We start from the raw sequence: 24,579 nt of genomic DNA on the forward strand, positions 1-24,579 counted from the left end.
ACAAAAATGTCTAAATATGTAATTGCAATCGACCAGGGCACCACTTCAAGCCGTGCAATTGTTTTCGATAAGTCTGGCAGCGTAATTTCAGTCGGCCAGAAAGAGCATGAGCAGATCATGCCAAAAGCTGGCTGGGTTGAGCACGATCCGATCGAAATCTGGAAAAACACCCAGGAGGTGATCGGTGTAGCCCTCGCTAACGCCGACATCACTCGTCACGACGTGGCCGCCATCGGTATCACAAACCAGCGCGAGACCACCGTTGTTTGGGATAAGAACACCGGTCAGCCTGTTTACAATGCAATCGTGTGGCAGGACACCCGCACCCAGAAAATCGTAGACGAGCTCGCAGACGGCGACACCGACCGTTACAAGGATCGTGTGGGTCTGCCGCTGGCCACCTACTTCTCGGGCACAAAAATTAAATGGATTCTGGACAACGTCGAGGGTGCACGCGAAAAGGCAGAGGCTGGCGATCTCCTATTTGGAACCACCGACTGCTGGGTGCTCTGGAACCTGACCGGCGGCTCACAGGGCGGCGTGCACGCAACAGACGTTACAAATGCGTCGCGCACTCTCTTCATGGATCTGAAGACACTGAGCTGGGATGAAGAAATTCTCGCAGACTTCGGTGTGCCGCTATCAATGATGCCTGAGATTCGCTCTAGCTCTGAGGTTTACGGTCACGCACGTGACAACTCACTGCTGCGCGAGACTCCAATCGCAGGCATCCTCGGTGACCAGCAGGCAGCAACCTTCGGTCAGGCCGCATTCGAGGCTGGCGAAAGCAAGAACACCTACGGCACAGGCTGTTTCTTGATCTTCCAGACCGGTGAAGAAATCGTGCACTCAGATAATGGCCTGCTCACCACCGTTGGTTACAAGATCGGTGATGAGCCAGCACACTACGCTCTCGAGGGTTCGATTGCGGTGACCGGCTCACTGATTCAGTGGCTGCGCGACCAGCTCGGAATCATCAAGGATGCACCTGAGGTTGAGACCCTCGCCAAGGAAGTCGAAGACAACGGCGGCGTTTACATTGTGCCAGCGTTCTCAGGGCTTTTTGCCCCCTACTGGGATTCAACAGCGCGCGGCACGATTGCCGGTCTGACCCGCTACTCAAACAAGAACCACATCGCACGTGCGGCGCTGGAAGCAGTGGCCTACCAGACTCGCGACGTACTCGACGCTGTTAACGCAGACGCCGGTGTAGATCTGACCGAGCTGAAGGTAGACGGTGGCATGATTGCAAATGACACTCTCATGCAGTTCCAGGCTGATGTGCTTGGCGTGCCGGTTGTGCGCCCTGTTGTTGCAGAGACCACAGCTCTCGGCGCTGCATACGCAGCAGGTCTTGCGGTTGGTTTCTGGGCAGACAAAGATGAGCTTTCAGCCAACTGGCAGGAGGATCGTCGTTGGGAGCCACAGATGGAGGATGCCGAGCGCGACCGTCTGCTGCGCAACTGGAAGAAGGCAATCACCAAGTCACAGGCTTGGGTTGATGAGGATGTTGACTAACCCAACACCAGCTAACAGCTGCCTTTATTAATAAGTGTGAGCCCTGGGAAACTTTCTCAGGGCTCACACTTATTTAAAGAGAACTTAAGTAGCTGCAGCAGTGCTACACAACCTAGAAGACGCTAGGCCCTCGCAGAAATTGCGCGATCTATCGTGAACTGCCCAAGCACCCGCGTGCCAATATAGAGCACAGCTGACTGTCCTGGTGCCACTCCTGTCAGGGGCTCATCCACCGTCACAACAATCTCGTGTGTTGCCTCAGCGCGGTGATTCTCAGTGCGCTCTGCCTCGTTAATCTCTATCAGCTGCGCTGTTGCTGGCGCCGGGTCAGCGTGTGCGCGAATCTGCACCTCACACCTAAACGGGGAAGCAAGATCAAACCCCGGTTCACTGGTGAGAGAGTAGCGACCACCGGCAATCGTTGCGACATTTAACGCTTCTTTCGGCCCGACAACCACTTGGTTTGAAACCGGCCGGATAGAGAGCACATAGCGCGGTTTTCCGTCCGGCGCTGGGCGGCCTATTGCAAGACCGCGACGCTGCCCTACCGTGTATCCCTGTGCACCGTCATGCCCGCCAATAACGTTACCGTCCTGATCGACTATGTCACCTGGTTCACGATGCATATGCTCATCGAGCCAGGCGCGTGTGTCGCCCTCCGGGATAAAACAAATATCGTAGCTGTCAGGTTTTTGCGCAATCTGTATGCCGCGCTCAGCTGCTTCTTGCCGAACTAGAGTTTTTGACGGGGTGTCCCCCAGCGGGAAATAGCAGTGACGCAGCTGATTTTGTGTAAGCACACCCAAAACATACGACTGGTCTTTTGCTTCAGCGCTCGCCCGATGCAGCTCGATACCGTTTTCAGTCTCTAAAACATTGGCGTAGTGGCCGGTAGCAACCGCATCAAAGCCGAGCGCAATTGCTTTGTCCAGCAGCGCCTCAAACTTAATTTTTTCGTTGCAGCGCAAGCATGGGTTTGGGGTGCGACCGGCCTCATACTCTGCCACAAAATCATCAACCACATCGGCTTTAAAGCGTTCGGAAAAATCCCACACATAAAACGGGATATCTAGCAGGTTCGCTACCCGGCGCGCGTCCATCGCATCTTCCACCGTGCAACACCCACGACTGCCGGTGCGTAAGGTGCCGGGCATCCGGCTCAACGCCAAATGCACCCCGACAACATCATGCCCCGCTTCTTTTGCACGTGCCGCTGCAACGGCGCTGTCCACGCCTCCGCTCATTGCTGCCAAAATCTTCACTCGTGTAGTCTACCGGCTCACTAGCTGGGTAAATCGTTAAGAATCGCAGAGCTTTCTGTGCGGCTTAAACAGCGGTAATTCCGGCTCTGCGCGCTTGCAAGATTGCTTGTGGCAGGGCGGTTAGCAGCATCTCAATTTCTGCGTCGGTCGTATCGGCGCTAAAGGTAAAGCGAAGAGCTCCAGCTGCGCTCACATCATCAAGACCGATAGCTGTCATCACATGTGATACTTCGGCAACTCCTGCTGTGCAGGCAGAGCCGGTTGACACCGAGACCCCAGCCATATCTAACAGAAAGAGGAGCGAATCTCCCTGACAGCCGGGGAAGGTAAAGTGCACATTAGACGCTAGTCGCATCTCCCCCGGTTCCGGTCCGCGCAAAACAGCGGTACCGTCAGTCTCTCGGATCGCGGTTATCAACCGCTGCTGTATTTGTTGCAGGCGGGCGTGCTTTCGGTCTAAATCCTGGTATGCCAGCTCTAATGCGGTTGCAAAAGCGGTTGCCGCAGCCGCATCCTGGGTGCCAGAGCGTGCACGCTGCTGCGATCCACCGTGGATTAATGGCACAACCTGCCATTTGCGGCCGAGAATTAGTGCCCCGCTGGAGACTGGCCCACCAATTTTATGGGCAGAAAGACTCAGCGCGGCAGGGTGCACAGCAGAAATATCTATGTACCCGAGCGCAGACACCGCATCGATGTGCAGCGGAATTCCATGTCTCTCACAGATCTGATTGAGTGAGCTAACCGGTTGAATAGTGCCGATTTCATTGTTTGCCCAAAGCACCGTTGCAAGCGCAATTCTTTCAGCACCGTGTTTAGTGATAGCTGCTTCAAGCACTTCGGGCAGTAACACACCGTCACTGTTAAGCGGCAGCCACTCTGCTTCGGCACCGGTGTGTGCGACCAGCCACTCTACGGTATCGATTGTTGCATGATGCTCACCGTCTGCAACGAGAATAACCGGTCTGCTATCAGCCCCACTATTCCGTGCCCAAAACAGCCCCTTCAATGCCAAATTAATAGACTCTGTGCCGCCTGATGTAAACACAACTTCAGCGCTGGTGACATGCAGGGTGCGCGCAAGTATTTCACGCGCTGATTCGAGAACGTCTCGCGCTGCCTGCCCGTCAGCGTGCTGTGAGGCGGGGTTGCCGACCGTGCCTAAGGCATCAAAAAAAGCTTTGCGCACCACCAGTGGCATTGGACTGGTGGCTGCGTGGTCAAAATATGCGCGCACAAAACCCCCTCTAATAAAGGAGGTTTGCTAGCTTCCGGCGTGCTGCGCTCACGCGCGGATCTATGACACCAACCACTTCAAATAGTTTTAAGAGCCGTTCTTGAATGTGAGCACGATCATCTGGGGTGCTGTTTTCAAACAGATCAAGCAGACGCAAGAAACCGTCTTCTATATGCCCCCCGGCGATGTCGAGGTCGCTGACCGCCATCTGCTCGCTCAAACCGTGTGGTGAGTTTGCGGCGGCCTCGCGGATCTCCTGCGCTGATTTACCGCTCAAACGTTCAAGCAGTTCAACCTGGGCGAGTGCTGCGCTAGCTTCGTTATCGCGCGGATTGCGTGCCAACACGTTTTTATATTCAGCAATCGCAGTCTTATAGTCGCCCGCCTCAGCGGCATCTAACGCCTTTTGATGTTCTGGATTAACCGGATTCTGCGTCTCAGCTGGTGCGGTCTCGCCGAGGTCGGGTGCGTTAACTGTGCCGGTCATGCCCTGCGCAGCTGCGAGTGACACAATCTGCGGTAGCACGGTTACAACTGCGTTAGGATCCTGCTGCCCCTGGAACAGTAGTTCTGGCTGCCCCGCCAGCACAAGCGCCGCTGTCGGCACAGTCTGCACAGAGAAGGCCTGCACCAGGCTCGGGCTTGCGGTTGCGTCAATCACACCTAAGGTGAGTTTGCCGCCCGCCCCACGAACTCCCGTTGCAAGCGCATCGTGCAGCGCGACAGTCGCCTGATCTGCTGGGTTTACGAATAGCAGAATGACCGGCACCACCTGCGAGAGCTGCATTACACCCTGGAAGCTCTGCTCAGTAACAGTAAATACTGCAGCTGGAATATCTATTGTTTGGCCAGCAGCCTGCTGGCCACTATCTGGGGTCGCTGTTGCAGCTGCGGATTGGTTCTGGTTTGCAAGATAGCTGAGATCAAGCCCACGGCCAATATAGCGGTTATCTGCCATTTTATTTTGATGCTCCTACAAGCTCGCTCGTTGAACCTAGCAATAAGATCTTTTCTTCACTGCCCACGCGCGGCACATAGAACAGCAACTGGTGAGCCACGATTTGTGTAATGCTCCGCTGCGCACCCTCCAGATCTGAGATCGCTGCGATTGTGTCGCTGATCGGCAGCTCAGAGTCATCGTCTGCGGCTGTTGTGCGCAATTCGTTGACGGTCAGCACCACCAGGGCACCGCCTGTGCCTGTCGAGATTGCGGTAGGCTCACCTGCTTGCTCGGCCCGGACAGAAAATGTTGCCTTCCCCTGCGAGTCGCGGGTGCGTTCGTTTTCTGCGGCCACCCAAGCTGCACCGCCGCGAGTCAGGATAACGTCGTCAACAGTTTCAAAATTCGCCGCAGCTTCGCTCTCGACACCCTCGACCAGCGCGGCTGCGTAAAGCCCGCCAAGCTCGGCTGGCTTCACAGTCAACAGTTCGGTTTCGTTATCCAGGAGCGCTGTTCCCTCATCGGCTGGCGCGGCAGCAGGCATCTGCTGGCCACCGCGCAGGGAGACAATATTGCGCACTTTAAACGGTGCGTGTGCGTTCTCTTGCGTTAGCAGCAGGGCCAGTGATGGAGATGCGCTCTGCGGCGCTGTTTCGACGCTCTCAGAAGTATCTTCTGCGCTGTCTGATATTTGTGTTGCGTTCGGATCAGGAGCTGTGTCTGATGATGCAACGGTCATAAGGATTGAGCGCGGCCAGGTGCTGGTGTGCTGCACGAGCTCATACCCAAGCCGTTCGGTGGTAATAAAAGGCGGGCGCAGGTTATAGTCGGCGTTTGCATTGCGGATCGCATAGTTTGCACGCCGTTGATTTAGCGCATCACCTGAAAAACGTGCTTCAAGGCCGCCAGCATCAAGGCCCTCATCCGCTGCAGTGGCAACTGCACTAATGTCTTTTAGAATGCGTGCTATCTGTTCCTCTGCAACAGTCGGCGGCAGTGCTTCAGAAACTACATCAGCTTTTTCTTCCATACGCTGCGGCCAAAGCTCTGCGGAGCAGCCGGTTAGGGCCAAAGCTGATAAAACGCCTACTGCGGTAAATTTGCTCACACGCTGCATCGCTGACCCACCGCTATAGCGTGGGTTGACCGGTTTTTTACGTTTGAACATATTTCTGATGCCAACAAGCGGCCCCCGGCGACCGCGACGCGGACCGAGACCGCGTCGATCCCGATCCACAAATACTATGTAGAGCACGATCCCGAGCAGGAGAAAAAACCCGCCCGCGGTTAAGAAGGGGCCAACCCAGGGCGTGTAGCGCACCTGTTCCCATTTCAAATCTATCGGTGTAGCCGCTTTGTCTTCTGCTGTATCGCTGTAAACGATTGCGGCTTCATTCTCATCTGCAATGATCGTTGATTCAAAGGCTGTTGAACCGTCAAACCCGGCGTAGGAGCGCCAGAGATCACTGCTTTCAAAATTTGGATCGGGTTTTTCATCTGCAGCAGGAGCGACAGTTTCAGAGGTAAGACGATTCGATTCTGGATCAACAACAAGCTTTGTGTAGCCGTACGGCGCAGCCCATGCGGTGACATCGCTGAGCGACCCTGTTGCTATGGCGCCGACGTTGTGACCGGCAGACAGGTGCGGCTTGCCATTAATTTTTGCGAGTTCCTCACCGGGGATAACAACATACTCTGCCACCTTCACGGTTTCACTCTGCACTTCAATGTTTGCAGGCCCACCCAGAATTGCACGCTGCCCGGCAGCGATTACCAGCAGCACCGCACCGAAAATAATTGCGCTTAACGATAAAAGGTATCGCAATTCTTCTCCTACTAAGTTAAATATCTAACTGGTGTGAATAACAAAGTTAAACCGATGCGGGCACACCTCTATAAGGGTATAGCCTACCTGAAGCAGCGAAATAGAACTTGAGAGACCTTAGACGCAGTGAATTATCATTAAAATAGACAGCCACCCGAGGAGAGTAAGCAACGTGACTCAATTTGATAGCGCAATGCGCGGTTACAACCGGAAACAGGTTGACGCTACCGTCGCCGATCTGAACAAACAGATTGCTGATCTCAGTGAGCAGTCACACTCTCTGCAGGCCGCATTTGCTAAAACATCCAAAGAGTTAGATGAGCAGCGCGCCTTTGTTGTCGACCTGCAAACTCAGCTTGAAGCGCTCGGCGCAACAGGTTACGCAGGTTTGGGGTTGCGCGTTGAAAAAAGTCTGAAGGCCGCCGAAGAAACTGCGCACACACTAATGGCGCAGGCAGATGCAGACGCTGAAAAACTGCGGCGACAGACAGAGGCAGAAGCTGAACGACTGTTGCGTGATGCGCAGGAGCGTGCCGATCTAACTCTGCAGCACAGCATCGAAGAAGCAGACCGTCTGCGCGCCCGAGCTCGCACCGATACAGACGCACTAAATACGCAGGCAAAAATACAGCGTGAGCAGCTGGAGCGGGAATCAACTCGCGCTCTAGAGCTAGCCAAGCTGCAGCAGAAACGAGAGAGCGAAGCTGCGGTTAATAAGGCCCAGAACGAGGCTAAAAGCATCATCTCTGCAGCACAAGCTGAGGCTGCCAAAATCCTCGACGCCGCGCATGAGGAGGTTGCGGCGCTTGAAGCAAATGCGCAAGTGCTGGCAGCGGCAGTTGCCAAGCAGCAAGCTGATTTTGAGCGAGATACCGTTGAAATTCAGACTCGGCTGTTAGACGAGGCTGAGCAGAGTCGTGCAGCGTTTACAACTGCGCAAGCTCAGCGAGAGCACACTCTTGCGACAGAATACGCTGCAAAGCGGCTACAGCTGGAGACTGAATATAAAACGCTGCTTAACTCACTCGAGCAGCAAGAGCTTGAGTTGCGTGAAAAAATTTCTCGTGAAACAAGCGAGCACACCGCTAAACTTGCGCGTGAAACAGCCGAGCATGAGTCGCGTATCGCAGCAGAGTTGCGTGAGCATAATAAGCGGCTGCGCCTTGAAGAAGCGCGCGAGGCCGAAACAGCATCGCAGAGACGCGCTGATCTCGAGGTCGAACTGCAGGCCGCCCGGCAGACAGAACTGGACAGGCGCACAACAGAGCTTGCGACATTCACAGCTAATCTCGAAGAGCGTGAAGCAATGCAGCTTGAAGAGTTAGCGCTGGCAAAAGATGCGCACGATAAGCGTCTCGCAGAACAGGTGACCGCACACTTTGCACGTCTGAGCGCCGAGCTTGCCGATCACAATGCCCGCCTAAAAGCAGAGCGCGAGGCGCAAACAGCTGAGTTAGCGCGTGAGCTGAAAGAGCACAATGAGCGCTTACAGTATGAACGCGAGAACTTTGATCTGCAGCTGGCTGAAAAGCGCGAGCAGCAGACCGCAGAGCTAAATACGGAACGAGAAAATTTCCTGCAGCAGCTGCTTGCGGATCGACAGCTTCAGGAAGCACAGCTACTGCAAGCAGCGCAGGAGCAGCAAGAACAGTTCGCACGTAATAGAGCAGCGTTCACCGCTGAACAGCAGCGCAGCCAAGCAGCACACGAAGAAACACTGCAGGCGCTTACCGCTGCGACCGAACGCGAGCTGCTGCGCCAAAAAACAACCACCGAGGATCAGCTCGCCTCTCTCGCTGCCGAGCAGCATGCACAGCTCGCAGCGGAACGGGATCTAACAGCTTCATCATTGGCCTTAGCTAAAGAAGCTGCGGCTTTGCAGCTGCAAGCTGCGCAGATAGTTGCGAAAGAAGCCGCCGCCGCAAGGCGCAAAGCCCAGGAGCGAGAGCTAGCTGCAGCAAGAGCCACGCAGGAAGAAAACCTGAGCCGCGAACTGGCAGAGCATAAGCGTTCCCTGACTGAGGAGGCAGCGCTTGCAGCACAGAGTCTAAACAGTGATCTCGAACGGCGTCGCTCTGAGGTGTATGCCCAGCTCGAACTGGAAAAAAATCGCGTCGCGCAGGAGATTGCCGCCCTGCGTTTTGAGGCCGATGAGTATGCGCGCACAAGTCGTGAGCTGATAGAAGCTGAAAAACTCACCGCGCAAACCGAACTGGTTGAAAAACGCGCAGAATTTGATGCCGATATTAAAGCTCAAAATGAAGCTGCGCAGCAGCGAATCGACGAGGCTGTGAGGAACGCAAACGCGGATCTAGAACAGCTGCGGCAGGAAGCAGAAGCAAAGCGTGCTGAAATAACTGAATTGCACAGCAACGCAGTTGCGGAAGCTGATCGTCTGGTGACAGCGGCGAGCGAAGAATCTCAGCAGATCATCGCAGAGGCCAAGCGACGGGCGCACAACACCTTCACCGCTGCAGAAGAGCGGGCAGGACGTGTTGTCGCCGCTGCTGAGGATCGCATGAATCAGCTGAAGGTTGAGCGTGGCGCGGTTGCGAGATATTTTGAAAGTCTCGGCAGCATTCTGCCAGACACAAAGTTAGAGGATAAATGACATTACGGGCAGCGACCGATGGGTCAGCGCTAAACAATCCAGGGCCGGCAGGCTGGGCATGGGTTATTGATGCAGACAACTGGGCTGCCGGTGGGTGGCAGTCAGCAACCAATAATAAAGCCGAGCTCACCGCGATCCTTGAACTATTACACGCAACCGCGCACATCGATGAAGAGCTTGTAATTCTGACAGACAGCAAGTATGCGATCGATTCAATCACAAAGTGGATGGCCGGGTGGAAACGTCGCGGCTGGCGGAAGGCTGACGGCTCCCCCGTCCTCAATTTAGAAATTATGCAGGATCTCGATGCGGCCGTGCAGGGTCGAGATGTGCGTTTCGAATGGGTTAAGGGGCATGCCGGGCATCCGCTAAATGAAATGGCAGACAGGATCGCAAACGATGCGGCAAAGTCTTTTAAGACTAATCAGACTCTGCAGACCGGCCCTGGGCTTGCGGATACGACCGAAACAGCAGCACCAGCGGTAGCAGCAAAGACTGACGACACTTCTGATCTCCTCGCACGCCTTACAGCGCTCGAGGCACGTGTTGCAGAATTAGAAAATACGGTGCACAGTTCGGCGGCTAATAAACTGTTTTAAGCTAATCGCCAGCAGTGACTGTGCCAGTGACGCCGGTCGGCCACAGCGGCAGCCGATCCGAAAAATCCTTCTTTTTGCCAAACAACAACGTGTGCCTGACCTACCGGAATTAAATTATTGCACCCTGGGCATGTGTAGTTTTTTATCGCCCTGTCAGCAGGAATTTGTCGCACAAAATACTCTTCGCCGCGCCGGCTTTGAATTGCGGCGCCACCGTTAGCGAGAAAACTAACATCTCGGATCTTTGCTTGCGGCGCACGACGATTTCTGCGCCCCACTGTTAATACCAGCCGACCGACTCTGAGTGACCCCACGCGCCACACGGTGAGCCGTATCGGGCGACGATATAACCCAGACCCCAACGAATTTGAGTATCAGGGTTGGTGCGCCAGTCAGCGCCAGCTGAGGCCATTTTTTCACCGGGGAGTGCTTGCGGGATTCCGTATGCGCCAGAAGATGCATTCATTGCGCTCGGGTTCCAGTTTGACTCACGCTGCCAGAGTGAAACCAGGCAGGCAAATTCCTGATCGTTAGCTACATAGCCGCGAGCTATTTCTTGCGCAGAGCCTGGTGACACAGCAGGAGCTGGCGGAGCGAAGGCAGGCGCAGCACCCCCACCGCTTGCAGCATCAGACGTCGTGACAGCTTTTGGTTCAGGCTCCGGCTTTGGAATCTCAGCAATTTCAAGCGGCGGCAGCTCAAACTCAACCTGTGCTGTTGCGGCAGCCATAAGTTCCTGATTCAGCGTCTCGCCGGGGGCCAGCGGGATCACTTCAGCTGAGGCGTAGTTGAGGCCTGAAACAGGCGCAATTGCAAAAACACCCGCCACGGCGACAGCAGAAACAGCAGCCAAGAGACCGCGACCGGCTCGGCGTTGCTTCTTTCGTGGTGTTAGCTGTTTTAAATCAGTCACAATGTGTTTATATTACCATTTGATTACAACGGCTGCGATCGCGCTCTCTCAGTTAAGAGCGGGCGTATAGCAGCAGCTCAACCACACTATCGAGCAGCGCATCAACCTGTGCCTCGTCATAGCCGCGCCACTCTGAGAAAAATACCGCTTCGCGCACCTGGCTGATAGACAGCTTGCTCTCCCCCGCGAGACCTGCTGCCACACGTTCGAGAAAAGCATCAACCTGGCTGCGCCGGTAACCAAAAGTGAGCAGGTTGCGCCGACGGAATTTTTCGCCACGCGGGCGCATAAGCCGGTTTGCAACCTCACGCGCTAACTGATTTTTTTCGGCTTCAATCACAGCAGATTCAGAGTTTGCGTTTGAGTTGCGACCTGCTCGTGCAGCAAAAACATCCTCTAACCGCTCGAGGGCAGCATCAACATAGCGGGCCGCATAGCCGTTTTTTTGTAGTTTAAAAGACACCGTGCGCAAATCATCAGCGGTAACTGCACCGTCTTGCTCGCCCTCATAGGCTGCGCGTGCCTTCGCGAACAACTCATCGACCTGCGCTGTGTTGTATCCAAGCTCACCACCCACAGCAAGCGGAAGCGCTTCCTCATTACGGCTCATATCACTCCGATCAAAAAAGCGGCCATAAACACTGGAATCACAGAGGGAAGTATCGAGTCCAGCCGATCCAAAAGACCCCCGTGTCCCGGAATCAGGTTGCTCATATCCTTAACGTTCAAATTCCGTTTAATTAGTGACTCCACAAGATCGCCGGCTGTCGCTGTGATCAGCACAGCAAGCCCCAGAATTACGCCAAGCCACCAAGGCTGCTGCAGGAAAAAATGAGCTGCCAAAGCACCAGCTATAACCGCAGTTGCAGCGGCACCGGCAAAACCCTCCCAGGTTTTATTAGGGCTGATGCGCGGCGCCATCTTGTGTTTGCCAAATGAGACGCCCGCCGCCCACGCACCAATATCGCAGACAACAGGAAGCAGCACAAGCGTGAAAACCCACCATTCACCGTAGGGTTCAATCTTGACGAAGTTAACCGCGATACCGAGCAAAAACGGAATATAAACAAGCGTAAAAACACCGGATGCAAGATCAGCAATTAGAGTGCGCCAGGGCACTTTCCAACCGGGAATGATGCTTTCAACAGCACGCCAGAGCATCAAAAACAGTGCTGCTCCGAAGAGGGACCAGAGTAAGCCTTCAAGGCCCCAGAAATAGGCGCCGATTAGAATAGCAGCCCCGCCCAGTGAAACACCGATACGCGGCACACGCCGGCCGGCCTGGCGGAAAGCGGTTGCCAGTTCGATCATCGCCATGATCCCAAACAGCAGCGCCACAACAAGCAGCAGCGGTGTCCAGACAAAGACACTAATTAGAAAGATCGCCGCTAATAGCAGGCCGGAAGCAAGCGCAAAAACCAGGTTGCGGCCGACGCGTTCTGTGACCCGCGCATTAGCTGCATCAAATTTCTGCCGATTTGCTTCAAACTGAGCCCGCAGTTGGCGGCGATCCTTTTGTTGCATTAAGAGTTAAACCTCGAGAAGCTCAGCTTCTTTACCCGCGAGAGCGGCATCAATCTGATCGATAAATGACTTGGTCACGCTCTCCAGTTCTTTTTCGGCACGCGCAATCTCGTCTTCGCCGACTTCGCTCTTCAAAGCGTCGAGCTCGTCCTTCGCCTTGCGACGTGCGCCGCGCACCGCAACACGGCCTTCTTCAGCCCTGTTCTTTACCATCTTCACATAGTCGCGACGACGCTCTTCTGTTAGCTCTGGCAGGGTTACGCGCACAACATTGCCGTCGTTAGTCGGGTTTGCGCCGAGATTCGGCATGTCACGGATTGCCTTTTCGATTTCGGTCAGAGCGCCTTTATCGTAGGGGCTAATTAGGAGGCTGCGTGCGTCCTGATTCTGCACTGAGGCAAGCTGTGGCAGCGGGGTTGGAGTGCCGTAGTAGTCAACCATCACATTCTGCAGCAGCGCTGGGTTTGCGCGCCCGGTGCGCACTCCAGCAAAACCCTCTTTCACTGCTTCAACAGCTTTGGCCATGCGATCTTTCACATCTGTAAAGACTTCGTTAATCACCCTTAACTCCATTCCTATTGGATCAATGCTTAAAGCATACCCACTCGCCTACGTGAGACCGCGTTTGCCTCACGCAGGATTTAACTATTTAGAGTGCGCGCTATGCTCGCACCGAGGTGCCAATCTCTGCGCCAAGAATCGCACGAGTAATATTTCCCTCTGGTTGCATTCCGAAAACACGCATTGGCATCTTGTTGTCCATGCACAGGCTAAATGCGGTGGCGTCAACAACCTTCAGACCCTGCCGCAGTGCATCAGCATAGGTGATTTCATCGATCTTAGTCGCGTTTGGGTCTTTATTCGGATCAGCGGTATACACGCCATCAACACCGTTTTTCGCAACAAGCACCTCGTCTGCGCCAATTTCAAGCGCACGCTGTGCTGCAACTGTGTCGGTTGAGAAGTATGGCAGACCGGCCCCGGCCCCAAAGATCACCACCCTATCTTTTTCGAGGTGTCGAATAGCGCGCAGCGGAACATAGTTTTCTGCCACCTGCGTCATCGCGATCGCCGACTGCACCCGGCTCGGCACACCCGCCTGCTCGATAAAATCTTGCAGCGCGAGGGCGTTCATAACGGTGCCGAGCATACCCATATAGTCGGCGCGTGCACGGTCGATACCGCCCTGTGAGAGCTCAGCGCCGCGGAAAAAGTTGCCACCGCCAACAACGACAGCGATCTGCGCTTGTTTGCTTGCTTCTGCAATTTCAGCAGCTATTTGACTGACAACACTAGGGTTTACACCGAGTGCACCGGCGCCGAATGCCTCGCCTGAAAGCTTCAATAGAACCCGACGTTTTTGTTCTGACATCTTGCCGCCCTTCACCGTTTACCCATATTCTGCTTCTCCAATAATAATGGACGCGGGCCCCACTCGCAGAGGACTAATTTCATACGTGTTGGCCGCCGATCCGCAAGAAAATGGCCCCCGGGAAAACCCGGAGGCCATCTCTAATCTAAGCCGCTAGGCTTATGCGCCAACCTTCAGGCGCGCAAAGCCCTGGATGGTGATGCCAGCCTGATCAACAACCTGCTGCACGCTGAGCTTGTTGTCGCGTGCGTAAGGCTGCTCGAGCAGCGCAATGTTCTTGAAGAAACCGGTGAGGCGACCCTCGATGATCTTTGGCAGAGCAGCCTCTGGCTTGCCCTCACCCTTCGCGATCTCGGTCACGATCTCTTCTTCCTTCTTCACCTCTTCAGCCGGAACATCTTCACGGCTGAGGTAGACAGGATCAGCGAATGAAATGTGCTGTGCAATCGCGCGAGCAGTCTCATCATCGCTGCCTGAGTATGCAACGACTACGCCAACCTGTGGTGGCAGATCTTTTGAGGTGCGGTGCATGTAAACGGCAACCTTGTCGCCCTTTACAACTGCAACGCGACGCAGTTCAAGTTTTTCGCCGATAATCGCAGCGTCATCGTTGATGAGCTCTGCAACGGTCTGACCGTCAGCGTCTGCTGCAAGCGCAGACTCTAGGTCTTCTGCACCTGCGGCAACAACAGCGGCGAGCACCTTCTCGCCAAGCTCAACGAACTTAGCGTTCTTTGCAACGAAGTCGGTCTCGCAAGCAAGCTCGATCAGAGTTGCTGAGCCCTCGTTTTCTGAGACAGCAACGAGACCCTCGGTGGTTGCGCGACCCTCACGCTTTGCAACACCCTTGGCGCCCTGCAAGCGCAGGATCTCGATCGCCTTTTCGATATCGCCGTTAGCCTCTTCGAGTGCCTTCTTGCTGTCCATCATGCCAGCGCCGAGACGCTCGCGAAGTTCTTTCACAGCGGCCATAGTTACTGCAGCCATGTCACTCCTAAGTAGTTAGTGTTATAAAAATTACAAATTATTCAGCAGCTGGTGCTTCTGCCGCAGCTTCTTCGGTTGCAGCTGCAGCCTCTGGAGCATCCTGGCTCTCAGCGTTAAGCAGCTCAACTTCCCACTCTGCGAGCGGCTCTGCAGCTTCGCCGTCAACCGGCTTCTGGTGGCGCTCAAGCATGCCCTGAGCTGCTGCGTCAGCGATGATACGGGTGAGCAGGCCAACTGAACGGATAGAGTCGTCGTTACCTGGAATTGGGTAGGTTACGTCGTCTGGGTCGCAGTTGCTGTCGAGAATAGCGATAACCGGAATGCCCAGCTTCTTTGCCTCTTCAATAGCGAGGCTTTCTTTATTGGTGTCAACAACCCACAGAGCTGAAGGGGTCTTAGACATGTGGCGGATACCGCCCAGTGACTTCTGCAGCTTCTCAAGCTCGCGCTTCTTCAGCAGCAGCTCTTTCTTGGTAAAGCCGGTGGTGCCACCCTCATAGTCGAGTGCTTCAAGCTCTTTCATGCGCTCTAGGCGACCGGTAACGGTCTGGAAGTTGGTGAGCAAACCACCCAGCCAGCGGAAGTTAACATATGGCTGGTTTACGCGTGCTGCCTGCTCAACGATTGCGCCCTGCGCCTGCTTCTTGGTGCCGACGAAAAGAATCTGGCCACCGCGAGCAACTGTGTTCTTTACGAACTCGTATGCCTCGTCAATGTAACCGAGTGACTGCTGGAGGTCGATGATGTGGTTGCCTGAACGCTCAGCGAAGATAAAGTTCTTCATCTTTGGGTTCCAGCGGCGGGTCTGATGCCCGAAGTGCACACCAGCGTCAAGGAGCTGGCGAATGGTTACTACTGCCATTACAGATATTCCTTTGTGTTATGCGTGTTTTACACGCGCTTACGGTTTAAAACACCTGTGTTTACCACAGGCCCTGGTGCCTAATGCCCCACCACTTACCGTGTAAGACCGTTGGCCGGGCAGTTTTATTAGGCACGCGAAGTCACCTCTTACGAGGCGCTCTTTAAGGATACCAGTTTATTGCCACTGAAGTTGTTGCCAGCGATATTAAAACTCACCTAAGTTGCTGCCAGCGGAATTAAACCTCGCCGCCACGCCGTTTTGATAATCATTATCATTTCATATACGATTGTCTGCATGAAGAAATACAAAGCACTAATAGCCGCCAGCGCAGCAGCTCTGTTGCTAGCTGGTTGCGCAGGTAATAATTCCGCATCGATGGAAGAGGCGGATCACGACCACCACGATCATGAGCACGGGATCGAAGTTGAAGAGGGTCTGACTGAGGTATCGAAACTTGAACGGCGCGCCGTGCTTGCCGTTGAGGGCGGTCTCGTCACAGTAAATCTTGCAACCGGTGAAGTGGTTAACGAGGTTAAGCAAGACGGCTTCCTGCGCCTCAACCAGGCAGGCGATAACCGCCACCTTCTAGTCAGCAAGGGCAACGAATTTCAGCTCTTCGACACCGGCCTAGTTGCCGAAGCACACGGCGACCACTTCCACTACTTTGAAGGTGACCCAAAGCTCACCGACGTCAGATTCCCAGCAGAAAAAGCTGGCCACGTTACTGTGCATGACGGCTACACAACGCTCTTTGCTGACGGTGATGGCACATTCCAGGTTGTTCCAACCGAGCACATTAAGCACGGCACAGAAGATGCCGAACTGCATAAGACTGGTGACGCACACCACGGCGTTGCGGTGCGCTTAAGTGACGGCAGCATTTTCCACACTGAGGGTCACCCAGATGCGCGCTCAGTGCTGCGCGTAGTAAACGGTGAAAAAACCGTTGCAGTTACCGAAGACTGCCCGGGCAGCCACGGTGAGGCTACCGCTAAGCCGAACGCTAACGGCGACGTTGTGGTTATGGGTTGCCAGAACGGCCCATTCGTCTTTAAAGATGGCCAGTTCCACAAAGTTCCTGTAGCAGATGCTTACTCACGCTCTGGCAATCTTGCGGGCCACCCAGACTCACCAATCGTGCTTGGCGATTACAAGGTTGATCCTAACGCTGATCCGGTTGAGCGCCCGACTCGCGTTGCGCTGATCGACACCGAAGCTGTCAGCCTGAAGCTGGTTGAGTTGAATTCAGCGTACTGGTTCCGTTCACTGGGTCGCGGCCCCGCTGGTGAGGGTCTCGTGCTCACCTACGACGGCAATCTGAATGTAATTGATCAGAACACCGGTGAGGTGACAAACCGCGTGCCAGTAATTGGCGAATGGGAAGAGAAAGCAGACTGGCAGGAGCCGGGACCAATCCTGAAGGTTAACGGTAGCTGGGCTTACATCACCGACGCAGTTAAGAAAGAACTCGCCGTTGTTGACCTCACCTCATTTGAAGTAACGAAACGTATCTCGCTTGATAAGCCAGTTGTAGAAATGGAGATTGTAGCCGGAAAATAAACTAACCTAAATCTTCCTTGTTTATAGCGCCACAGGAATCGCTTGTCACAACTGTGCACAAGTCGGTTCCTGTGGCGTTTCTCCACATGTTTTGCTGAAGCGCATTCTCACCTCGCTCCCCTTGCAAAGCTAGTGGCATGTTTAAAACGCATCTTTTTGCTAGCCTCGCACTCCTAATCGCAGCTGCCATCGGCAGCGCAGACAGCTTTTTCACGCCCCAGTCAGAAACCGCGCATCAGGTGTCGCCGCAAACAGTGCAGAACGCAGATCTGTGGTGCACGCCTTTTGATGCCCCGCTTAACGTGACCCGCTATTTTGATTTACCTTTTTACTATGCTGCCGGGCATCGCGGGATAGACATCGCAAAACAACCCACCTCTGCTCCCGTGCGAGCCCCGGCCGGGGGCACCGTCTCGTTTGTTGGCAAAGTTGTTGACCGGCACGTTATTTCAGTGCAGGTGTCGCCAGAGTTGGTGTATTCAATCGAACCGGTAGCAACAGATTTACAGGTCGGTGACAAGGTTACAAGGTGTCAAGCCCTTGGCACAGTTGAAGGAGCCGGGCATACAGCAGATGCTGCAATTCATATTGGTGTGCGCAAAAATGACGACTATATTAATCCGATCAGATTTTTCCGCCGCAAGCCGGTTCTACTGCCTTTGCACTAACCTACGGTGCGCATAGTCACTCTCGGGAGGTAATCACGCTCGCGGGTGCGCCTGTTTAAAAGTTTGCGCAAGCCGCTCTGTCGACACATGCGTATATATTTGTGTGCTGGCAAGGTTAGAGTGCCCCAGCATCTCCTGCACAACACGCAACTCAGCTCCGCCATTTAAAAGGTGTGTCGCGGCAGAGTGGCGCAGCGTGTGCGGCCCCTGCGGGCCACCGCCGGACAGGCTTTTAAGATGCTTCGCCACGATGCGATAAACACCTGACGAGCTGAGCGCTCCCCCACGATTGCCAAGAAATATCTTGCTGCTTGCTAAGCCGGCTGAATTTTTAGAGGCTAACTGCAAACGCCCCGCTTCGAGATACAGTTTTAAGGCTGCGGCAGCGGGTTTGCCAAACGGCACTATCCGCTGCTTATTCCCTTTGCCTGTGACCCGCAGAGTATATTCCGCTAAGTTGATATCGCTGTCTGTTAGACCCACCAGCTCAGACACGCGAATAGCGCTAGCGTATAACAGTTCAAGGATCGCGTAATCACGTTGCGCAGCAGCCTCGCCTGCGAGCGCCGCCTGTCTCAGGTTTATAAGCAGGTTTTCTATCTGTTTTTCGCCTATGACTCGCGGCAGGGTGTGCTGTTTTTTTGGTGTGCTCAGTCTGGTGGCTGGGTTGATTTCGACTAGTTCTCGCTCTTCGAGCCATTTGCCGAATGACTTTAGTGTTGCGATGTTGCGACTGATGGTTGCGGTGCTTTTACCCTGTTCTTGTAGCTCCCAAAGCCAGTCTCGCATTATTTCTAGTGTGATGGTTGCAACGTTTTCGAGTGTCTGTGCGTGTTTTGTTTTAAGATGTGCCGCAAATCTGTCTAGGTCGTTTTGGTAGGCGCGCACTGTGTGGGCTGAGTAACCGTATTGGTGCTCGACGGTTTGCAAAAACTGGGATATCGCTTGAGTTAGGCGCATCTGCTTCCTCTCTTTGCAAGCGGTCTAACGCTATCCGGCTCTGCGTTTTATAGCCTACTCTCTGACTAGGCGCCAGCGTGGCGGCCATTTTCCGTGTTCTTGTGCGACTTTCCCAAGAAGTTCTAGCTCTGCGAGAATGCCGGTGCATTCTTTATGGCTGATTCCTGCCCTACTGGCAATCTGTTCCACTGCTGCGCTTTTTGTTAGGGGGAGGGCGTCGAGCACTAGGAGGTGGGCAATGTTTCTTGTGTTTTCTGTGCTGTCGGTTGTTTCTTGAAGGTGCAGCAGCTCATCGAGTTGTGCAGTGTTGGCAATCAACTCGGCTTTATGATCGCGTATTAGTTGGTGCGCCCCTGCGCTTGAGCCGAGCATAACGCTGCCGGGTATTGCGCCGAGTGGGATTCCGAGTTCTGCTGCATGGTTGGCTGTGTTGATTGATCCTGATCGCATTCCTGCTTCTGTTACCAACACTCCCTCACTGAGGGCGGCGATTAAGCGGTTTCGCAGTAGAAAGCGCCATCTTGTGGGGGCGGATCCGGGGGCTGCCTCGGTTACTATCAGGTTTCCTGTCTGCACAATTTTGCGGAAGAGTTCTGTGTGTCCGCTCGGGTACGGGCGGTCTATTCCGCCTGCTAGCACCGCTATTGTGGGTGTCTTATGATTGAGCGCTATGCGGTGTGCGAGGCCGTCTGCTCCGTATGCTCCGCCTGAAATAATGCCAAGGTTTTGTTTGCACAGATACTCGGTGAAATAGTTTGTAACTGTTTCACCGTAGGGTGTTAGTGCCCTAGCGCCAACTACTGCGATAAACCTGTGTTTGATGGTTTCAATGTCGCCTTTTGCCCATAACAGTATTGGTTGATTTTCGCCGAGTGCACTGAGTTTTTCCGGCCAGCCTGGCAGTTGCGGTGTGAGCACGCGCAGACCCGTTTTTACCGCTGTTTGTAGGGTGTCGCGCACAAGGTCTAAGAGGCTTCGATCCATTAGCCTGGCCTGCCATCTTTCAATAGCTTTCTGCGCTAGCTGCTGTGTCACAGTGATGCCTGCTGCGTCCAGGAGCTGATTAATTTCATGTGCGGTGTTGTCGCTCTGCAGCACTGTGAGTGCAGCGCTGCCGCTGTAGTTATCGATGAGTGTGCGGCTAATGTATTCATTGGGCTCAGTTAAGGCATTCCAGGCAATACGGCTCAGCACCTCTTGCTGTGTTTCGACCGGTATCGTTTTAGAGCTGGCAGCACCTGCCCCGGTTATCACTTGGTGCAATAGATCCTGCACTGCTGGAAGCATCTCTTTTAGCTGCGGCGGGCTGTTTGTCATCGCTGGTTTCCTCTCAGTAGCAGGGCTTGTGTGATTTCTTCACGTTCGGGTTTAGCTTTCTCAGCGAGATCTGCAATTGTCCAAGCGACTCTGAGCACACGGTCGTATCCCCGCAGACTGAGAGCCCCGTTCGCTAGCGACTGGTCGAGGATGGCTAGCGCCTGTCTGCTTGGTCTGTTTTCTGGGTCTCTAAGCCACACTCCGGGTGTTTCAGAGTTCAGGCTCCAAGCACAGTTTTGATATCTGTCTCGCTGTCGCTGTCGCGCTGTTTGCACTCGCTGTTTCGCGGTTTTTGTGCTCACTGCAAGGTTTTTATCGGCGACGGAGCTAATCACCGGGTTGAGCTTTACTGTCAGGTCTATCCGGTCGCGCAGCGGGCCGGATATTTTGTTTAAATATCTAATAACTTTTGCTGGCGGGCAGGTGCAAACCTGCTTTGGGTTGAGCGAATAAGCAAAACCGCACGGGCAGGGGTTTGCCGCTAACAAAAGTTGAAACTTTGCGGGGAACGCTGCGCTGCTGTGGGCGCGCTGCAGTTTAATTTCACCCTGTTCAAGTGGCTGCCGTAAAGCGTCAAGCACACCGCGATTAAACTCTGGTGCTTCATCTAGAAAAAGCACTCCGTTGTGCGCACGGGTGATAGCGCCGGGAACCAGCCTGCCGCTGCCCCCGCCCAAAATCGCTGCACTGGTTGCAGAGTGGTGTGGTGCTTCAAACGGAGGCAGTCGACACAACTGCACGATTGGAGTGTCCGCAAGTGATGCCACACAGCTTGTTTCTAAGGCAGCAATATCTTCAAGCTCTGGCAGAATTCCGGGCAGCGCCGAGGCAATCATTGTCTTCCCGACACCGGGTGGGCCGATCATCGCCATATTGTGTCTGCCTGCCGCCGCAATCTGCAAAGCCTCAACCGCTTCTGGCTGGCCAATAATTTCGGCTAGGTCTGGCAGTATTTCACTCTGTTGGTGTGGCGTCTCGCTGCTATCGGCGGGGCTCTGTATAAACCACCCTGCAGGTTTACCGTGGTGCCAGTTCACTGCCCCAGCCAGATTCTGCACAGCGATTACTGTGATGTTTGGCACTAAAGCAGCCTCAACTGCTCCCACCGCAGGAACCATCACCTGCTGATAGCCGTGCTCTCTAGCCGCCCGCACGGCACTGAGCAAACCGTTGGGGCGGCGCAGTTCACCGTCGAGGCTCAACTCTCCAATATACGCACAGGTTTTACCGGTTAGTTTTGGCAAATATTTACACGCACTCATACAGGCAATCGCGATACCCAAATCAAAAGCTGAGCCGTGCTTCGGTAGCGCTGCCGGCGATAAATTAACTGTTATGAACTGGTCTTTTAACGGGTAACCCGCCTGTGCGCAGGCCAGCTTCACCCGTAGTTTTGCTTCTGCAAGCGCGGTGTCCGGCAGGCCAATAATCGCAATTCCGGGCAGCTGGTTTGTGACTGCGGTTTCCACCGTGACCGGCGTGCCAGACACTCCTGAGAGTGCAATAGTTGTGACCCGGGCGACTCTATCCATGAGTTGCTGCTTTCAAATATTCGAGCGCAATCTTTTGACCGGGTCGCATAAGCACCGCTGCCGCATCAACGCGTGCACGATAATGCGCATAGCCGTTAACCTGCATCCACTGAAAAAGCAGACTCTGCAGTCTCTGCAGTTTGCGCGGAGTGATCGCATGAAACGGGCTCCCAAGCCCAACACCGGAACGTGTTTTTACTTCAACAGCGACAACTGTGCGACCGTCTTGAACAATTAAATCAATCTCGCCGTGCGCAGCTCGCCAGTTGCGTGCGAGCACGCGATACCCTTTTGCAACACAGTGGCGGGCAACATGCTCTTCACCCTGCGCCCCAAGACACTGCTTCAGCTGCCCTATCAGGTGTTTTTTCTCGTGGGTGCACCAGCTGCCGGAGCGCGACGCAGATGCAGGTTTTTCAGCCCGATCCGCAAGCTTTTCTGCGCTTGTAATCAACATTTTCTACCTCCACAACAAGCATCGATGTGGCAGGTTGTAGAAATTTAGATTACGTAAAAATCTGGGGATAACACTCCCCGGTCTCCCCTGTTACAAACGGGCTATTAAACACGCTCGTTAAAAAGGGCGTGTGCGCACGCTTTTGGCGATGCTAGTTATTCTTCAAAGGCGAGAGCGTCAGGCAGCTGCAGCTCTTGATGATTGAGCTCTTCAATGTTTAGATCACGGAATGTTAGCACGCGCGCATTTTTCACAAAGCGGTCAGGGCGATAAATATCCCACACCCAAACATCGCGCAGATTAAGCTCAAAATGCACCTGCGTGCCTCGCTCGTGCTCTATAACCTCAACTTCATTGGCGAGGTAGAAGCGGCGATCTGTCTCGACGGCGTATCTAAACTGCCCTACCACGTCACGGTATTCACGAAACAGCGCTTGCTCAGCTTCGCGCTCAAAATCTCCGCGTTCTTCGTCATCCACAAATTCAATCCTAATATGTGTCTTTTGCTTTATTTTTAGGTATTTCTATTTACTGCATCACATAAGTGGTGTAAAGTTTGTGGCGCGTAGCCAGTTAAACAAACTCAACGGCACCTCCGCAGGATTTAGGATTGTGGGTATGGACGATGTGCAGCTATATCAAACGGCTATGCGTCATGCGTTGGAGTTGCCTGGAGCACAGGAGCGAGAGTATGCTCCAGGCTGGACCGCAGTACGGGTAGCTGGCAAGTGGTTCATGGTCGCCACCGAACTACACGGTCGCCAGTTGATCAATGTCAAAGCAGACCCGAGTGATGTCATCGCATTGCGCGAGGCATATGCTTCGATTGGCCCGGGTTACCACATGAACAAGACCCACTGGATTACAATCACCGCCGGTGAAGACATTGACTCTCAGTTCCTCTCCGAGTTGATAACCGACTCCTATGCGCTGATCATCGCCGGATTACCGAAAGCGAAACGACCCTACCTGGTTGGCAATATGCGATCAAAAGTCGCGGGAGTTTAAGCGGGATTTAAGCGCGAGTTTACATAAGCGACACTAGACTTAGAACTGTGAGCAAATCGACAGCATTCCACACAGACCACTACGAACTCACAATGGTTGACGCCGCTCTGCGTTCAGGCACAGCGCACCGTAAAAGTGTTTTCGAACTCTTCACCCGCAGACTTTCGGGTGCACGAAAATACGGTGTGCTTGCGGGCACGGGCAGGCTCCTAGCAGCAATTGAAAACTTCCGCTACACCGATGCTGAGCTGAACTGGTTGCGTGACAGAAACTTTCTGCACAGTGAAACTCTCGACTGGCTCGCAAACTACCGATTTAACGGAAATATAACCGGGTATGCAGAGGGTGAGGTGTTCTTTCCTGGCTCACCACTTTTAACCGTAGAATCAACTTTTGCCGAGGGCGTTGTGCTTGAGACGCTCGCATTAAGCATTCTGAACTACGATTCAGCCGTCGCAACGGCAGCATCTCGTATGCACACAGCCGCAAAAGGTAAACCGCTGGCCGAAATGGGCTCACGTCGCACAAGTGAGATTAACGCCGTGTATGCCGCACGCGCAGCATATTTGGCGGGCTTCTCAGCAACCAGCAACCTTGAGGCAGGGCGCACCTACGGTCTGCCAACAATGGGCACAGCAGCCCACTCATTCACGCTTTTGCACGATAGCGAAGAAGAGGCTTTTCGGGCGCAGATTGCTGCTTTCGGGCCGCAAACCACGCTGCTAATAGACACCTACGATATAGAGCAGGGAGTAAAAAACGCAATCGAAATTGCAGGCCCTGAGCTTGGTGCGGTGCGCATCGACTCAGGTGATCTGCCGGTCGTTGTTGCCAGAGTGCGTGAACTACTAGACTCCCTCGGCGCAAAAAACACGAAAATCACAGTCACAAACGATCTGGATGAGCACACAATTGCCGCTCTCGCCGCTAGCCCGGTAGATAATTTCGGTGTTGGCACATCTGTTGTGACCGGCTCAGGTTCCCCCACAATGAATATGGTCTACAAGCTGGTTGCGCGCCAGGGAGACGACGGTCAGTGGGTTTCAGTTGCTAAAAAATCTGAAAATAAAGGATCGGTTGGCGGTAAGAAAATTGCCTACCGGGAGTTTAAAAACGGGCGCGCTATTGCAGAACTGTTTGAGGTGCAAGCGCAAGACGGCACCGACACCGCTGGCGTGCCGGGGCGTGAAAATCTTGAGCAGATCACCGTCCCCCTCATCACAGACGGAAACATTCATCAAGAGCACCTTGGTGCCGCAGGTCTCGAAGCAGCAAGAGAGCGTCACGCACAGCGCCTACAAGAGCTGCCTCTGATCGCGATGAGCTTGCAGCGCGGCGATCCTGCCCTGCAAATCGAATACATCGGCAACTAAGCTGCAGCACAGAGCAGGCGTCGCGCTAAGACAGCCCTCTGATTGGGCGCA

General features: G+C 54.2%; 23 protein-coding genes. 7 read left to right on the forward strand and 16 right to left on the reverse strand.

The features are described from left to right. Positions 1–6: 6 nt before the first annotated feature. Positions 7–1,518: a glycerol kinase GlpK gene (gene glpK / locus HCQ99_RS01750; protein ID WP_166984934.1), complete on the forward strand. Its 1,512-nt coding sequence runs from the start codon at positions 7–9 to the stop codon at positions 1,516–1,518. A 122-nt stretch (positions 1,519–1,640) separates the two neighbouring features. Here glpK and mnmA read toward each other — a convergent pair whose 3' ends face one another. The 4 genes from mnmA to HCQ99_RS01770 form a co-directional block, all read right to left on the reverse strand. Continuing rightward, positions 1,641–2,780: a tRNA 2-thiouridine(34) synthase MnmA gene (mnmA, locus tag HCQ99_RS01755; RefSeq protein ID WP_208317142.1), complete on the reverse strand. Its 1,140-nt coding sequence runs from the start codon at positions 2,778–2,780 to the stop codon at positions 1,641–1,643. 64 nt (positions 2,781–2,844) lie between these two features. Next, positions 2,845–4,017 carry a cysteine desulfurase family protein gene (locus HCQ99_RS01760; RefSeq protein WP_166984936.1) on the reverse strand — a complete coding sequence of 391 codons (1,173 nt, stop codon included), beginning with the start codon at positions 4,015–4,017 and terminating at the stop codon, positions 2,845–2,847. A gap of 10 nt (positions 4,018–4,027) precedes the next feature. Beyond that, positions 4,028–4,975, reverse strand: a complete 948-nt coding sequence (locus HCQ99_RS01765; RefSeq protein WP_166984938.1) for a tetratricopeptide repeat protein — start codon at positions 4,973–4,975, stop codon at positions 4,028–4,030. Between the two features lies 1 nt (position 4,976). Beyond that, on the reverse strand, positions 4,977–6,782 hold the full coding sequence (locus HCQ99_RS01770; protein WP_166984940.1) for a DUF8094 domain-containing protein: 1,806 nt from the start codon (positions 6,780–6,782) through the stop codon (positions 4,977–4,979). A 172-nt stretch (positions 6,783–6,954) separates the two neighbouring features. Here HCQ99_RS01770 and HCQ99_RS01775 point away from each other — a divergent pair, with 172 nt between their 5' ends. Continuing rightward, on the forward strand, positions 6,955–9,393 hold the full coding sequence (locus HCQ99_RS01775; RefSeq protein ID WP_166984942.1) for a hypothetical protein: 2,439 nt from the start codon (positions 6,955–6,957) through the stop codon (positions 9,391–9,393). Then, positions 9,390–9,992: an RNase H family protein gene (locus HCQ99_RS06985; RefSeq protein ID WP_166984944.1), complete on the forward strand. Its 603-nt coding sequence runs from the start codon at positions 9,390–9,392 to the stop codon at positions 9,990–9,992. The genes HCQ99_RS01775 and HCQ99_RS06985 overlap by 4 nt, the downstream gene beginning before the upstream one ends. A gap of 280 nt (positions 9,993–10,272) precedes the next feature. On the opposite strand, the gene HCQ99_RS01785 is transcribed toward HCQ99_RS06985, so the two are convergent. The 7 genes from HCQ99_RS01785 to rpsB form a co-directional block, all read right to left on the reverse strand. Continuing rightward, complete coding sequence (locus HCQ99_RS01785; RefSeq protein WP_243854484.1) at positions 10,273–10,905, reverse strand: aggregation-promoting factor C-terminal-like domain-containing protein; 633 nt, start codon at positions 10,903–10,905, stop codon at positions 10,273–10,275. 52 nt (positions 10,906–10,957) lie between these two features. Further along, entirely contained in the window at positions 10,958–11,515 is a 558-nt protein-coding gene (locus HCQ99_RS01790) for a DivIVA domain-containing protein (protein WP_166984946.1), read from the reverse strand. Continuing rightward, positions 11,512–12,429, reverse strand: coding sequence for a phosphatidate cytidylyltransferase (locus HCQ99_RS01795; protein WP_166984948.1), 918 nt, complete (start codon positions 12,427–12,429; stop codon positions 11,512–11,514). The genes HCQ99_RS01790 and HCQ99_RS01795 overlap by 4 nt, the downstream gene beginning before the upstream one ends. Positions 12,430–12,435: 6 nt before the next feature. Beyond that, complete coding sequence (gene frr / locus HCQ99_RS01800) at positions 12,436–12,990, reverse strand: ribosome recycling factor (RefSeq protein ID WP_424945194.1); 555 nt, start codon at positions 12,988–12,990, stop codon at positions 12,436–12,438. Between the two features lie 100 nt (positions 12,991–13,090). Beyond that, positions 13,091–13,801 carry a UMP kinase gene (pyrH, locus tag HCQ99_RS01805; protein WP_166984952.1) on the reverse strand — a complete coding sequence of 237 codons (711 nt, stop codon included), beginning with the start codon at positions 13,799–13,801 and terminating at the stop codon, positions 13,091–13,093. Between the two features lie 159 nt (positions 13,802–13,960). Continuing rightward, positions 13,961–14,788: a translation elongation factor Ts gene (gene tsf, locus HCQ99_RS01810; RefSeq protein ID WP_166984954.1), complete on the reverse strand. Its 828-nt coding sequence runs from the start codon at positions 14,786–14,788 to the stop codon at positions 13,961–13,963. 37 nt (positions 14,789–14,825) lie between these two features. Next, positions 14,826–15,650 carry a 30S ribosomal protein S2 gene (gene rpsB, locus HCQ99_RS01815; protein WP_166984960.1) on the reverse strand — a complete coding sequence of 275 codons (825 nt, stop codon included), beginning with the start codon at positions 15,648–15,650 and terminating at the stop codon, positions 14,826–14,828. Between the two features lie 297 nt (positions 15,651–15,947). On the opposite strand from rpsB, the gene HCQ99_RS01820 reads away from it, so the two are divergent. Together HCQ99_RS01820 and HCQ99_RS01825 are read left to right on the forward strand one after the other, a co-directional pair. Next, positions 15,948–17,213, forward strand: a complete 1,266-nt coding sequence (locus tag HCQ99_RS01820) for a hypothetical protein (RefSeq protein ID WP_243854762.1) — start codon at positions 15,948–15,950, stop codon at positions 17,211–17,213. Between the two features lie 137 nt (positions 17,214–17,350). Continuing rightward, complete coding sequence (locus HCQ99_RS01825; RefSeq protein WP_166984962.1) at positions 17,351–17,881, forward strand: M23 family metallopeptidase; 531 nt, start codon at positions 17,351–17,353, stop codon at positions 17,879–17,881. Positions 17,882–17,914: 33 nt separating this feature from the next. Here HCQ99_RS01825 and HCQ99_RS01830 read toward each other — a convergent pair whose 3' ends face one another. From HCQ99_RS01830 to HCQ99_RS01850, 5 genes are all read right to left on the reverse strand, one after another. Then, positions 17,915–18,841 carry a tyrosine-type recombinase/integrase gene (locus tag HCQ99_RS01830; RefSeq protein ID WP_166984964.1) on the reverse strand — a complete coding sequence of 309 codons (927 nt, stop codon included), beginning with the start codon at positions 18,839–18,841 and terminating at the stop codon, positions 17,915–17,917. Between the two features lie 54 nt (positions 18,842–18,895). Continuing rightward, positions 18,896–20,158, reverse strand: coding sequence for a DNA-processing protein DprA (dprA, locus tag HCQ99_RS01835; RefSeq protein WP_166984966.1), 1,263 nt, complete (start codon positions 20,156–20,158; stop codon positions 18,896–18,898). Further along, positions 20,155–21,690: a YifB family Mg chelatase-like AAA ATPase gene (locus HCQ99_RS01840; RefSeq protein WP_166984968.1), complete on the reverse strand. Its 1,536-nt coding sequence runs from the start codon at positions 21,688–21,690 to the stop codon at positions 20,155–20,157. The genes dprA and HCQ99_RS01840 overlap by 4 nt, the downstream gene beginning before the upstream one ends. After that, complete coding sequence (locus HCQ99_RS01845) at positions 21,683–22,147, reverse strand: YraN family protein (protein WP_166984969.1); 465 nt, start codon at positions 22,145–22,147, stop codon at positions 21,683–21,685. Before HCQ99_RS01845 ends, HCQ99_RS01840 begins: the two co-directional genes overlap by 8 nt. Before the next feature lie 155 nt (positions 22,148–22,302). Continuing rightward, complete coding sequence (locus HCQ99_RS01850; protein WP_166984970.1) at positions 22,303–22,626, reverse strand: DUF2469 family protein; 324 nt, start codon at positions 22,624–22,626, stop codon at positions 22,303–22,305. 79 nt (positions 22,627–22,705) lie between these two features. On the opposite strand from HCQ99_RS01850, the gene HCQ99_RS01855 reads away from it, so the two are divergent. Together HCQ99_RS01855 and HCQ99_RS01860 are read left to right on the forward strand one after the other, a co-directional pair. Further along, complete coding sequence (locus HCQ99_RS01855) at positions 22,706–23,155, forward strand: MmcQ/YjbR family DNA-binding protein (protein WP_208317143.1); 450 nt, start codon at positions 22,706–22,708, stop codon at positions 23,153–23,155. Between the two features lie 47 nt (positions 23,156–23,202). Further along, positions 23,203–24,528, forward strand: a complete 1,326-nt coding sequence (locus tag HCQ99_RS01860) for a nicotinate phosphoribosyltransferase (RefSeq protein ID WP_166984971.1) — start codon at positions 23,203–23,205, stop codon at positions 24,526–24,528. Positions 24,529–24,579 lie beyond the last annotated feature (51 nt).

It is taken from the genome of Canibacter zhoujuaniae, assembly GCF_011752015.1.
Taxonomy (GTDB): domain Bacteria; phylum Actinomycetota; class Actinomycetes; order Actinomycetales; family Microbacteriaceae; genus Canibacter; species Canibacter zhoujuaniae.

What these genes read in the sequence shown, in the direction of transcription:
- glpK (WP_166984934.1), top strand. Translation starts at nt 7, where the DNA reads ATGTCTAAATATGTAATTGCAATCGACCAGGGCACCACTTCAAGCCGT.
- HCQ99_RS01765 (WP_166984938.1), bottom strand. Translation starts at nt 4,975, where the DNA reads ATGGCAGATAACCGCTATATTGGCCGTGGGCTTGATCTCAGCTATCTT.
- HCQ99_RS06985 (WP_166984944.1), top strand. Translation starts at nt 9,390, where the DNA reads ATGACATTACGGGCAGCGACCGATGGGTCAGCGCTAAACAATCCAGGG.
- HCQ99_RS01790 (WP_166984946.1), bottom strand. Translation starts at nt 11,515, where the DNA reads ATGAGCCGTAATGAGGAAGCGCTTCCGCTTGCTGTGGGTGGTGAGCTT.
- HCQ99_RS01795 (WP_166984948.1), bottom strand. Translation starts at nt 12,429, where the DNA reads ATGCAACAAAAGGATCGCCGCCAACTGCGGGCTCAGTTTGAAGCAAAT.
- pyrH (WP_166984952.1), bottom strand. Translation starts at nt 13,801, where the DNA reads ATGTCAGAACAAAAACGTCGGGTTCTATTGAAGCTTTCAGGCGAGGCA.
- tsf (WP_166984954.1), bottom strand. Translation starts at nt 14,788, where the DNA reads ATGGCTGCAGTAACTATGGCCGCTGTGAAAGAACTTCGCGAGCGTCTC.
- rpsB (WP_166984960.1), bottom strand. Translation starts at nt 15,650, where the DNA reads ATGGCAGTAGTAACCATTCGCCAGCTCCTTGACGCTGGTGTGCACTTC.
- HCQ99_RS01820 (WP_243854762.1), top strand. Translation starts at nt 15,948, where the DNA reads ATGAAGAAATACAAAGCACTAATAGCCGCCAGCGCAGCAGCTCTGTTG.
- HCQ99_RS01825 (WP_166984962.1), top strand. Translation starts at nt 17,351, where the DNA reads ATGTTTAAAACGCATCTTTTTGCTAGCCTCGCACTCCTAATCGCAGCT.
- HCQ99_RS01830 (WP_166984964.1), bottom strand. Translation starts at nt 18,841, where the DNA reads ATGCGCCTAACTCAAGCGATATCCCAGTTTTTGCAAACCGTCGAGCAC.
- dprA (WP_166984966.1), bottom strand. Translation starts at nt 20,158, where the DNA reads ATGACAAACAGCCCGCCGCAGCTAAAAGAGATGCTTCCAGCAGTGCAG.
- HCQ99_RS01840 (WP_166984968.1), bottom strand. Translation starts at nt 21,690, where the DNA reads ATGGATAGAGTCGCCCGGGTCACAACTATTGCACTCTCAGGAGTGTCT.
- HCQ99_RS01845 (WP_166984969.1), bottom strand. Translation starts at nt 22,147, where the DNA reads ATGTTGATTACAAGCGCAGAAAAGCTTGCGGATCGGGCTGAAAAACCT.